This is a genomic window from Corynebacterium lipophilum, from assembly GCF_024102595.1.
GTDB lineage: Bacteria > Actinomycetota > Actinomycetes > Mycobacteriales > Mycobacteriaceae > Corynebacterium > Corynebacterium pseudogenitalium.
Window position 1 is genome coordinate 10,804 of the sequence record NZ_JAEUWV010000003.1, and the last position, 11,642, is coordinate 22,445.

Sequence of the window (11,642 nt, forward strand, 5' to 3'; positions counted from 1 at the left end):
GCTCCCCAATCATGTTCATAGCATCCATCAATTAGTCTTCAGCTGCTCAATTTCGTAACGGTTGTCGCTGGCCACGCCATCGTAACGGTTGGGATAGCAGGTCAGCACAATAACCTGAGCATGCTTGCCCACCCTATTAAACAGTGCGTTCATCAGTTGCAGGCGGTGCGGGTCTGTTGCCCCGAGGGCGTCGTCAATGACCACAGGAACCGGCGAGGTTCCGTCGCGTGCGACAAGCTCTGCAATCGCGAAGCGGGTCAGCAGCGCCAGCTGTTCTTGTGCACCACCGGATAGCTCCTCGATCGGTAGTGACACGCCCGCAGCATTTCGTCGAGTGATTTGGAGCTGATCGTCCAGCTCAAATTCAACATCTCGGCCGAACAATGCCCCCGCGTATCCTTCGAGCGCCGCAGCGAACGGTGCCGCATAGCGCGCATTCGCTTCTTCGCGGTAGCGCTGCAGTGTGTCGTATAAGAGTTTGGTTGCATCAGCGCGACGCTTCGTGCGGTGGTATTCAGATTCGGCAGCATCGAGTACTGCTTCAGCGCGGTCGACCTTTTCTGCGATACCAGAGGCCATCTCGAAATAGCTTTTCAGCTCCGCGATGCGCTTGTCGGCCGCTGTGTAGCGATCCTGCAGGTTCACTAAACGGGTCTGTGCGCTCTCGAGCAGTGCCTGTGCCATATCAACATTTGCGTCCTGTGCCGCCGCCGTCATTTCATCCAGCGTGGCACGGGCGGCGCTAAGGCTTTCTGCTGCGGCTTGCTGAGCCGCATCCAATTCTTCAGATGTGGCGTGTTCCTGGTCTGCGCGCAGCTCTTCTTTTGCGTTTTGCACAGCTTCCTCGTGGGTCGAAAGCTTCGTCTCCAGAACCAGTAGCGCTTTTTGCGCTTTGCGTTCTCGGTGGGGCTCCAATGCGGCGGCAGCTACTTCTGCATCATGCTGTGCCGTCTGTAAGGCTGCTTCGGCGGTTTCGAATTCCTGCTCCGCAGCTTCTCGTTCCAACGCCGTGGGATCCTCGCCCAGGGTTGCTGCGTGTTCCGCGCGCAGCTTCTGCAGTCGCACGTGGCGCTCCTGGAGCGCAGACAGGTCTCTGCCTGCGAGAATATCTTCTCGACGCCGCTTCGCATCCTCCACGCCCTGGACAAAAGCTCGGTGCTCGTCGCGCTTCGCACGCACTTCCGCAACGTCTTCGCAACCGAGCTCCGCGAGCGCCTCTTCAAGCGCACGTTCTGCGGCCTCCACAGCGCCGTGTTCACCCACACTGTTGGCACCCGCGCGGTACGTGAGGTGGAATTCGCCGAATTGGAGGGTGGTGGCGTCGAAAAGCTCGATGGTGTGCTCCCCATCAACGTGTGTGGGGGCGTCATCGTGGACGAACGTGGCGTCTTCGGCACGCACGGTCAGCTTTGCGGTCGCCGCGGCGCGGATGGTGCGTTGGATTTTCACCTCGCTTGCAGCTTCCTCAGCGCGAGTCACGTCCACGTCGGTGATAGGTCGGACGGGTGATTCGGAAACAAGCTTTTGATATTCAGTCTGTGCGGACTCGATCTGGTCAAGCACTACCTGCAATTCTGAAAGCTCCTGCTGGCACAGCGCGTACTCCCGCATGGCGCGGGTACGACGTGCGTTCTCACGTGCTTTCGCCAACTCGGTTCGGTGCCGCTTTAACGCATCGGTGAGTGAGGCAATGGTTACTGCTTCCTCATCGTTGGCTTGCTGCGCGAGATCTCTCTCCTTCTCGAGCGCGACGTGTTGCTCACGTAACTGCGCAAGGCGCTGCTCAAGCTTTTTCCTGTTCTCCACGTCTTGTGCGGCGCGTTGTGCTGTAAGCTCCGCGTATTTCACGGCTTCTTGCGCAGCCTGGCGCTGAGCGACGACCTCTTCGGCATGTTTTGCGGCGACTTGTTGGGCTTGGAGGTTCTGCTGCGCCTGGGGCAGCTCATCCTGAATCTGCTGCATTTGCTGCTGCAACCGCTCTACTTCTACGACTTCATCGTCGAACTTCCGCTTCTGATTCACCAGCTCTTCATGCTGTTGACGCGCATCTTCGGCGGCTTTCCGGAGCTTGTCGTATTCGCCACGCGGGCGACCAGTGGGGGTAAAGAACGCTGCGTATTCGTCGCTGACGCGCTGCATGAGCGCGGTGTCATCGTAAGCAGACTCCTCGGCGCTAAGACCAGCGTCCCCGTCAAGGGTCCGAACAACGCTTGGGATACCAGCTGCGCTGATCCCTGCCGCAAACTGTCCTTGGCGCAGGAAGAGCGTCGAGGCGAGCTCTTGGTCAAGGTTTTCCGCGAGGATCCGTGCAAGCTCGTCGTCAGCCTCACGCCCGGTGTACTGGCGCAGCTGCGGTCTGGTGATGTTGAGCTCCGAGTACTTCCCTTTCCCCCACTGTTTGGCAATGGTGAAGCTGTAATCGCCAACCGTCGCCTCAAGCCGTACCGCAGGCGAAACGTCCCTCCCGATCGGAGTGAGCACACCAATCTTCTTGCCTCCGGCAGTGTGGCGTTCGTTGAGCACTGTCGTCAGTGCGTCAAGGATGGTGGATTTGCCTGCTTCGTTATTGCCATGGATCACGATCACGCCGGTATCTGGCAGGTCGCGGAGCTCTAGTCGCTGAATTCCACGAAAGTTTTCAATGGTGATCGAATGGATGCGCATTTAGTTCACTTCCTTGGAGAATCGGAACAGAAGGTTCACTGCGTCACGTGCTGTCGCGGAGCCTGTGGCATCATCTTGCGCGGATGCCTGGGAGATCAGATCCCGCATCGCCTCGGCTGCGTACCCACTCAGCGGAAGGTTTTCGAGCTCTTCATCGCTAGGCGCCAGGTGCAGGCTCATAAGGCGCTCACGTTCATACAAGGCGGCGAACACCGGCTCAAGCCGCCCGATCGCCTGCTCAAAGGTCGCCATCGCCGTAAGTCCGAGCGTGCCACGCACCGAGTACTTCACCACCGTGCGGTCCTTATGCTCGTAGCGTTCGAGCTCATCCACGATCTTTTCGACGTCTCCTTCGTCACTGACCTCCCAGTCCAGTGCCTCAAACGTCCAGGCCCCAGTCTCAATTGGCTCGACGTTCACAGTGCAGTCTTCCGCGGAGGACTTTGTAATCTCGACGACGAGTGCATTACCGGAGTTGACCTCGCCGCCACCGTCGGGGCCGCCGGTGGCGAAGTCGTGGAAATCAGTGGTTTCCGGGCTACCCGAGAACCACACGCGCCCACTCGTGCCGAGTGACTGTGTAGAGTGTGTATCCCCTAACGCGACATAATCGATCACCCCCGAGTCCAGCTTTTCCTCCAGCAAATCCAGGTCGATAAGCGCTTCGGACTGCTCTTTGCCGTAGCCGTCTACTTGGCCGTGCCCGACGAGGACACGGATCGTATCCGTCGGCGCTAAGTCACGTACGGCACGGGCGCAGAGGTCCTCGGAAGCATACCGAGCCTTCAGGGGTGCGCCGACGAACTCGACACCGGGCGCCACCTCCACGGGGTCGAAGGAATCCAGCACCTGAACATTCTCAAGATCTTCGGTGACGTTGAAAATCGAGTCAGCGACCAGCGGGTCGTGGTTACCCGGGAGTAGAAATACGGGCACAGGGAGACGCTTCAGCGCCTCGAGCGCCCTGCCCAACGTCGACTGTTCCAACGCGTTGTGTTCAAAAACGTCGCCGGCGATCACGATGCAGGAGGCATCATGCTCCGTGGCGGCCTGCCCGAGACGCTCGACGGCGCGCAAGCGGGCGTCGTCAAACCTTGATTGAGCCTCGGCGCGCAGAAACTTCCGAGTCATGCCAAGCTGCAGGTCAGAGGAGTGGATAAATCGAAAAGTGTTCACATATTCACTACTACCAAACGGCCCGGACATTAGTCCTCAGTTTCAGTCATGGCATAGAACAGATCTTCGATATCGGAGACCGCGCGAAGCTGATCGATGTTCGTAAACGAGATCGTCTGCATGGCCTTATGCAACATCGTGATGTCGGAATCCTCGATCATCGGCGCGACCTGTGGCGTGGGCAAATCTGGAAGCGTGCCGCCTTCCCAAAAGTCTGCCTCCGGGCGTGGCCCAGGTGAAGGAACCTCGCCTGGCGCATCCGGCTGTGCTGCCTCGTACTGCACGGTCGGCGGTGCCATGCCGGTCAAACGCGCAATCGAGCTGTCCCGAAGTTGCAGAATGAACTCGTGGTGCTCACTCATGCGCTGCGCGGCCTGGTACCCCACGGCCACTATGTGTTTGCAGGCCACGACAGGGTCAGGGCAGCTGCAGTGCAGCCGGAACTCTTCGGGCCCGTTGGCGATCAGTGTGTCTAGTGCCTCGTCGGTGTACAGACCGTTGCGTGCCTTCATCAGCGCGGCTGAATCATGCGCAATGTCGGAAAGCAGCCCGCCTATGTCAGCAGCAGTGCGTCGTGGCAGCTCGATCACGGTGTGGAACGGTTCGATTTGTGAGCCCGTCACAACCGCATCAATCCCGCCTAACCGCGGATAGAGCTCGGCGACGTGGCCGCCGTTGGCGTACGCAATGCCCCGCTTAATGCGACCGGCATCACTGTAGCGTACTACTGCTTCCCAGATTCTGCCGCCGGCTGCATTCCATGTCGCGGGTACATCGCCATAACGGGAGCGAGTCTCCGCTGCTTGTTTCGCCTGCTTCTGTTCCGGTGAGCGTCGCCGTGCACCAAAGTTGGCGTAGATGACGTTATCTTCATGTGGCCGCTGTGTGCTCATAGGTTGCGCTCGCCTCCGTTGCCTCGGTAGCTCATCAGTTGTGCAAGGTCGTCCGCGTCGAGCTCCGTGATCCAACCTTCGCCTTCACCGATCACGGCGCCCGCGAGGTGCATCTTGCCGTCCAAGATGTCCTGGATTGATTCCTCCATGGTTCCGCGCGTAATCATCTTGTACACGGTGACGTCCTTCTTCTGGCCAATTCGGAACGCGCGGTCGGTCGCCTGGTTTTCCACGGCGGGGTTCCACCATCGGTCGAGATGGATCACCATCGATGCGGCAGTGAGGTTGAGCCCGGTGCCGCCGGCTTTGAGGCTCAGCAGCATCGCGCGCGGCCCGTTCGGCTCCTGGAAATGCGCGACCATAGCATCGCGCGTGCTCTTTCCTACCCCGCCGTGGAGAAACGGGATGATCTCACCGAGGTAGTCACTCAAGAATGGTTGCAGAATGTCGCCAAAGGCCTTGTACTGGGTAAAAATCAGGACGCGCTGGTCGCTGCGTACGGCTTCGTCGAGTAGCTCCGCAAGGCGCGCGATTTTGCCGGACCTGTGGTGGCCGTCGGAAAGTACAGGCGAGCCGTCGCCCAAGAAGTGTGCCGGGTGGTTGCAGATCTGCTTGATGCGAGTAATCGTGGCAAGCACCAGGCCTTTACGCGCCATGCCCTGGCGTTCCTGCAGTTCGCGCTGCATGCGGTCGACAAGCGCTGTGTAGAGCGCCGCTTGTTCAGCGGTCATGTCGACGGTCAGTACGTGCTCGGCTTTCTCCGGCAGGTCGTCAATGATCGCGGTGTCCGTCTTCAGCCTGCGCAGGATGAACGGTGCGGTAAGGCGCTGCAGCCGCTCCCCCATCTCGTCGGCGAGGCCCTCGTCCCGGCGCGACTCAATTGCTCGAGCGAAGTGGTTGCGGAAGAAGGACTGCGAGCCGAGGATGCCTGGATTCACAAAGTCGAGGAGGCTTCGTAGCTCGGAGAGCTTGTTTTCGATCGGGGTGCCTGTCAGCGCGATGCGGTGGCGAGCTGGCAGCGCTCGCACGCTTTTCGACGCCCTCGTCCCCGCATTCTTAATCGCCTGGGCCTCATCGAGCACTACATGATCCCATTCGATGAGAGACAAATCGATGACGTCGCGCGACGCAATCCCGTAGGAAGTAATGGTGATGTCGTGCTTCTTGATGGCATCCCGGAGCTCCTCGGCCTTGTATCGGGCGCTGCCGTGGTGGACATATACGGAGAGGTGCGGGACGAACTTCGCCGCCTCACGGGCCCAGTTGCCTACCACTGAGGTCGGCGCGACGACAAGAGTTGGGCCGGTGCGCTGCCCCCGTTCCTCTTCGACGGCAAGCAGCGTGAGCAGCTGGAGCGTCTTGCCGAGTCCCATGTCATCGGCAAGCACCGCACCTAGATGGTTGCGCGACATGTAGTACAGCCAGTCCACGCCGCGGCGTTGGTACTCACGAAGCTCGGCGTGCACGGTCGTTGGGATGTCGACGCGCTCCGGCGCAGGTCGGTCCATCCCACCAACCAGGGAAGTAAACCACCGGGAACCGGTGAATTCGAGCGGCGACTCCGGCCCGCCCTCCAGCGCAAGTTGGCGAAGCTCCGCGGCGGTGACCGCGCCGTGTTCTTCTGAGGCTTCGAGCTTTTGGTACTCCTCCTCAAGCTGATCTGCGCGAGCAGCAAGGGCCTCCGCATCGTCTGCTCCCGCATCTGCTGCGAGCTGCGCCGTCATCCGTGCCTCTTCAGCTTCACGCTTTGCACGCGCAAGCGCGGTCCCATGAAGTTTTTCCATGTAGCGCTTCGTGCGCTCGAGGTGGCGCGTATCGGCAAGCACCCACTCACCGCGCAACTTGATCAGCCCAGACTTCGACTCGACGAGCCGCTGCATTTCGTCATCCGTCAGTTCAGTGCCGCCGATGCTGACGCGCCAGTCGTAATTGACCAGCTGGCCGAAGCCAAGCCGGGTCACCGCTGTTGCGTCGTACGGGTTCTTCGCTTCCGAAAGGTGCAGCTTCGATGTTGTCTCTGCAGTTGTCCAGGCGCGTGGCAGCATCACCGCGTAGTTCGCAAGCCGAAGCTTGCTCACCTCAGTCTCCACGAATTGCACAATCTCTTCCGCGGACAGGTACACGTCCCAGTCGCCATCGAGCGCAGAGCCCGGCGTTGTCGCGGCACGACGGTGCGTTGCCGGATCAATCAGTTCGGAGACCCTGATGGCGTCGCGAAGCACGGAGTGGAGCTGCTGCACCGTATAGGCGTCATACTCCGACAGCCGGATAGGCCGCGGCGATTCATCGCCGGAGCGCACGTTCACCCGGATCGGCCACTGCGTGAACGCTTCATCGCCCCCATCTTCTGCGTCTGCGGGCTGCTCCACGATGAAGACCAGTTGGAAATTCGTCGCAGTGATTGAGCCGTTCCACTGGCTCATCTGTCGCGAAAACGCGCTAGAGCCTCGCCGTAACGGCGTCCCGTGAAGCAACGACTGTACAAAATCGTGCCACGGAAACGGGCGCTCACCGCGCAGCATAGGGGAGTTACGCAGCTGGGCAGACGCGATCCAGTGCACAAATGTGCGCGAGCAGTCTTCGTCGAGCCGTCGGTTGTTCTCCGTAAGTACGCCTGGCGCAGCCGCAATCATGTCCGCGAGCCAACCGCGTTCCTCCACCCCGGTGCCGAGCTGCCACTGCGCGAACCACTGAAAGTCCTGAGACGGCACGTGAATCGACACCCTCCCAGCCTGCACAAACCGCTCCAGCCCGAGAAACATCTGGATGAGCCACAAAAGATCCGGAGCTACCGACGCCCGCTGCTGCTCCGTGAAACCTTCCGGTGCCGGAACGTCTGGGTCCAGGAGGAAGGACATTGCTCGTAGAAACTGTACTGCCTCATCGGGGGCGAATGCTGCCGTCGGCACCCGGAGCCGCAATAGTTTGCCTTTCGGCGTGCGCAACATGACCTTGCCGCGGTGGCGGAACTTGACCCCTTCGAGCAGTGTGTGGACCGGTTTGGGGAAGGTCCCCTTCGGCACTTCGTCGAGTGTGATGATTTTATGGCCAGCCACCTGCTCGACCCAGACCTGCAAGCCAGAATCTGGCAGCCACAGCCCGTGAAGAAGGAATTTTGGCAAGCCCACCCTTATACCATCCTTGATTTCGCTACATCGACTACGGTTCTAACGGTAATCTTTAAAACTCTACTCGCTTATTTTTTCTATTGCTTTAGGGAGGCAAACATGGCCGATAGCTTCTGGCTTGTCCTTGCCATTGTGTTGTATTTCGGAGTCATGGTTGCCATCGGGTTTTATTCGTGGATCCAGACGAGCAAGTATGACGACTACGTTCTTGGCGACCGTGGACTGCACCCATTCGTAGCAGGCCTATCCGCGGGCGCATCAGATATGTCGGGCTGGCTGCTGATGGGGCTGCCGGGCGCATTGTTCGTTTCCGGCATGAGCGAGCTGTGGATCGTTATTGGACTTTTGGTCGGGTCGTGGGCGAACTGGAAGTTCGTCGCACCACGCCTCCGCGCTTATACGGAAGTGTCAAATAACTCGATTACCTTGCCGTCCTTCTTTGAGAACCGCACCCGAGACTCCTCACACGTCCTGCGGTTTGTCGCGGCCGTGATCATTATTTTCTTCTTCACGTTCTACGTTTCGTCAGGCATGGTCTCGGGTGGCCGTTACTTCGAATCCACTTTCCATGGTGACTACCTCACAGGCGTGCTCATCGTCGGTTCGATTACTGTGCTGTACACGTTCATCGGCGGCTTCCTCGCTGTGAGCTATACCGACGTTGTCCAAGGGGTCTTGATGTTCTTGGCGCTGGTCACGGTGCCACTGATGGCACTGCTCTCGCTCGATACCCCCTCTGATATCTTCTCGTTCGCTTCCCACAACGCCTACGGCCCGTGGGAGGCCGGCAATCCGGACTACTTCAACATGATCGCCGGTGTCTCGTTGGCAACCATCATCGGCAACTTGGCGTGGGGCTTCGGCTACCTGGGACAGCCACATATTGTTACCCGATTCATGGCGCTGCGCTCCCCGGCTGAGGCAGCCAGCGCACGCCGGACCGGAATCAGCTGGGTCACCATCTGCTTTGCGGGTGCGGTGTTCACCGCGCTCGTATCGACGGTCTTCTTCGCTGAAACACCGCACAGTGTCACTGACCAAAGCGGCTTCGAAACCATCTTCTTGGACCTGGCCCGCATCCTCTTCCACCCACTCATTGCAGGTATCGTCCTTACAGCGGTGCTCGCGGCGATTATGTCCACAATGTCCTCCCAACTATTGATCACCTCCTCCGCGCTTATTGAAGACATCTATCGGGCCGTGGCGAAGCAGCGTCCGAGCCAGACGGCGCTGCTGGTGCTCTCGCGCACGATGGTGGTCTTGGTTGCAGCGGTCGCGATGGTACTGGCAATCAACCCATCGGACACGATCCTGGGCCTGGTCGCGTTCGCGTGGGCAGGCTTCGGCGCAAGCTTCGGTCCCGTTGTAATTGCATCGTTGTACTGGCGTCGTCTCACTGCCCCGGGCGCCATCGCTGGCATGATCGTCGGTGCAATCACGGTATTCGTGTGGGGCTCCTCCGACACGCTGTCCGGCATCATCTACGAAATCGTTCCGGGTATCGCATTCGCGACGATCGCGCTTGTCGCTGTCTCCTTGCTGACCAAGCCGAAGCAGGGCGTCGAAGACGAGTTTGACCATGCTCTTGCAGTGACAAACTTTGCGCTCACCACTCCGGACGCAACGTTCGCTGACGCGCTCAAGGCGACTGCGGGAACCGAAGGGGCCTCCCACGCGTCTAACTAGACGTGCGTGTTTACCTCACTCTGTTACTTATCCTGACCATCGCGTACGCCCCGTTTCCAACGGGGTTTTCGCGTATCGACGCCCCCACGACCCGCCAACGCGTTACTATCATCGGCTACGAGCGGGACAACTTCGGACCAGGCTGGCAGCGCCATGCCACCGGATGTACGACTCGCGAGCATGCCATGGCGTACGCGTTTGAGCAGCCTAATTGCAACGTTCCCCACCGGCAGTGGGAGCCGGTTGACGCTATCGATCCGTACACCCGCGAACGCATCAGACCTAAGGATGTGGAGCTCGACCACCTCTTCCCCCTCTCCGCAGCATGGGACATGGGTGCTTTCGCCTGGAGCGACGAGCAGCGACTCCGGTTCGCGAATGACCCCCACAACCTCATCGTGACCTCGAGCAAGGCGAACCAACAAAAGTCAGACATGCTTCCGAGCGAGTGGATGCCTCCATCGATCCCGCAGCAATGCGCATACGCACGGCAGCTGGCACGCGTTGCAAACATGTACGACCTGCGCGTAACCACCAATGACCTTCGCACAATGCGCCGTGCATGCAAGGGATGGCGAGGCGTCGCCGCCCACCTCATTGGAATTGGTATGTTCCCTACCACCAATTCGCCTAGATGATGGTGGACGTATCAAGTACAGTGGTTGCCTATGACTACTCTGTTAACTTTCCTTCACGTCGCAGCCGCCATCTTGCTGCTGGGCCCGATCGTCGTATCCACCTCGATGTTCCCGCGCCAGGCCGCCGAAGCACAGGCGGGCGATGCGGCCGCTGCCGGTCGCGCGTCGATCCTGTACCGCATCTCGCGCACTTACGGCATCGCGTCATCACTCGTTCCGCTGCTCGGTGTCGCCATCCTCTTCGGCGACTGGGCTGCGTACAAGACGAACTACTTCCTGCACACCTCTATCGTGTTGGCAGTCATCGCCTGGGCACTGCTGCTTTTCGTGGTCATCCCGACCCAGCGCAAGATGGTCGGTACACTCGGTGAGCTGGAGCCAGCCGAGGCCGACCCAGCCGATGTCACCGCGAACTTTGAAAAGTCGAAAGCTAAGGCTTCCGCGTTCGCTGGTGTCTTTAACCTTTTGTGGTTCATCGTGTTGGTGCTGATGTTCTTGCCAGCACCAACTGTGTAGTTACTAGAACTTTATCGACGACGCCAGGCTAAGCAACGCCAACACGATCGGAACAACGATCGCGGCAATCTCACCCGGTGTCATATCGCTGGAGCTTTCGGACTTCGACGAGGAGTCCCGCTCCGAGCTCTTATCAGAGGACAGCAGCCGGTCATAGAGACCGGCTTCATTTATGCCAGCAGCTCCAAAAACCAGGTCCGACGCCTCGGACTGGCTGACTGCCTTTCCTTGAGCGATTGGTGCTCCCCAGAGCCAGTCTTTCCCGTCAATCTTTATGCCATTGATCCGAGTGTAGGTGGAGTTTTCGAACGCAGGACCTATAGAAATGACACCAGCGAATTTCTTTGCCCCGTCCTGTTCTTCGATCCAGATCGGTCCACCGGAATCGCCTGACTTTGGTGACCGTATCGTGGCAGAAAACCCGCCTCCACCACGCGCAGCGCGGTGGAACTTCCCGCACGTGACATCGTTTGTCCCCGTATGGGCTGTTTCCCCGTGGTAGCACGTCTTCGCACCCCGCTTGATGGAAGTGGCATCCGCTTTGATGTCACCTGAGTAGATGTTCTCGCCCATCGTGACGCCCCGGTCCCACTCGATCCAGGCGAAGTCGTTCGAGTACTGCCGGTCGTAGCCTGGTGAAATACGCAATGTCCCAATGTCTTTCGACAACGGACGGCTCGTTTTTCGGTCGACCAACAAGATCCTGTCGCCATCGCGTCCACAGTGCGCTGCGGTGTAGCTGACTCCGGCTTCGTGGTCGTTAAAGCCTAGCGTGCATGAACTATATCCAGTGCTAATAGCATCACCCTGGGTCGGCTGGATTGGTGCCGCTGTAGCGCTTGGCACGAGGACTGCAGTCGAGCATGCTGCGACGGCCAGCGAAGATATGAATTTCCTTGTCAACATACTTCTATACTGGCACAGTTCTGCAGGAATGCTAG

8 protein-coding genes are annotated in these 11,642 nt (G+C 59.3%); 3 read left to right on the forward strand and 5 right to left on the reverse strand.

The genetic code is table 11. The features are described 5' to 3' along the window. Positions 1–27 precede the first annotated feature (27 nt). Genes JMN37_RS03435 through JMN37_RS03450 form a run of 4 tightly spaced genes read right to left on the reverse strand, consistent with a single transcriptional unit; the run spans position 28 to position 7,855 of the window. The gene (locus JMN37_RS03435) at positions 28–2,664 is read right to left on the reverse strand and encodes an AAA family ATPase (RefSeq protein ID WP_252931036.1); all 2,637 of its coding nucleotides are present in this window, start codon (positions 2,662–2,664) and stop codon (positions 28–30) included. Further along, the gene (locus tag JMN37_RS03440; RefSeq protein ID WP_256472637.1) at positions 2,665–3,870 is read right to left on the reverse strand and encodes a metallophosphoesterase family protein; all 1,206 of its coding nucleotides are present in this window, start codon (positions 3,868–3,870) and stop codon (positions 2,665–2,667) included. Then, a complete protein-coding gene (locus JMN37_RS03445; RefSeq protein ID WP_252931039.1) occupies positions 3,870–4,733 on the reverse strand; it encodes an SWIM zinc finger family protein in 864 nt (287 codons plus the stop codon). The genes JMN37_RS03440 and JMN37_RS03445 overlap by 1 nt, the downstream gene beginning before the upstream one ends. Continuing rightward, the gene (locus JMN37_RS03450) at positions 4,730–7,855 is read right to left on the reverse strand and encodes a DEAD/DEAH box helicase (protein WP_252931040.1); all 3,126 of its coding nucleotides are present in this window, start codon (positions 7,853–7,855) and stop codon (positions 4,730–4,732) included. The genes JMN37_RS03445 and JMN37_RS03450 overlap by 4 nt, the downstream gene beginning before the upstream one ends. Before the next feature lie 105 nt (positions 7,856–7,960). Between JMN37_RS03450 and putP the strand changes: the two genes are divergently transcribed. Genes putP through JMN37_RS03465 form a run of 3 tightly spaced genes read left to right on the forward strand, consistent with a single transcriptional unit; the run spans position 7,961 to position 10,701 of the window. Beyond that, positions 7,961–9,547, forward strand: coding sequence for a sodium/proline symporter PutP (putP, locus tag JMN37_RS03455; protein WP_252931041.1), 1,587 nt, complete (start codon positions 7,961–7,963; stop codon positions 9,545–9,547). A 2-nt stretch (positions 9,548–9,549) separates the two neighbouring features. After that, entirely contained in the window at positions 9,550–10,185 is a 636-nt protein-coding gene (locus JMN37_RS03460) for an HNH endonuclease family protein (protein ID WP_070362652.1), read from the forward strand. Positions 10,186–10,215: 30 nt separating this feature from the next. After that, positions 10,216–10,701: a DUF2269 family protein gene (locus tag JMN37_RS03465; protein ID WP_070479480.1), complete on the forward strand. Its 486-nt coding sequence runs from the start codon at positions 10,216–10,218 to the stop codon at positions 10,699–10,701. Positions 10,702–10,704: 3 nt separating this feature from the next. Here the strand turns inward: JMN37_RS03465 and JMN37_RS03470 are convergent, their stop codons facing one another. After that, positions 10,705–11,607, reverse strand: a complete 903-nt coding sequence (locus tag JMN37_RS03470; protein WP_252931042.1) for a trypsin-like serine protease — start codon at positions 11,605–11,607, stop codon at positions 10,705–10,707. Between the last annotated feature and the right edge of the window lie 35 nt (positions 11,608–11,642).

Excerpts from the sequence above, each read along its gene's own strand:
- JMN37_RS03435 (WP_252931036.1), bottom strand. The coding sequence starts at position 2,664 with ATGCGCATCCATTCGATCACCATTGAAAACTTTCGTGGAATTCAGCGA.
- JMN37_RS03440 (WP_256472637.1), bottom strand. The coding sequence starts at position 3,870 with ATGTCCGGGCCGTTTGGTAGTAGTGAATATGTGAACACTTTTCGATTT.
- JMN37_RS03445 (WP_252931039.1), bottom strand. The coding sequence starts at position 4,733 with ATGAGCACACAGCGGCCACATGAAGATAACGTCATCTACGCCAACTTT.
- putP (WP_252931041.1), top strand. The coding sequence starts at position 7,961 with ATGGCCGATAGCTTCTGGCTTGTCCTTGCCATTGTGTTGTATTTCGGA.
- JMN37_RS03465 (WP_070479480.1), top strand. The coding sequence starts at position 10,216 with ATGACTACTCTGTTAACTTTCCTTCACGTCGCAGCCGCCATCTTGCTG.
- JMN37_RS03470 (WP_252931042.1), bottom strand. The coding sequence starts at position 11,607 with ATGTTGACAAGGAAATTCATATCTTCGCTGGCCGTCGCAGCATGCTCG.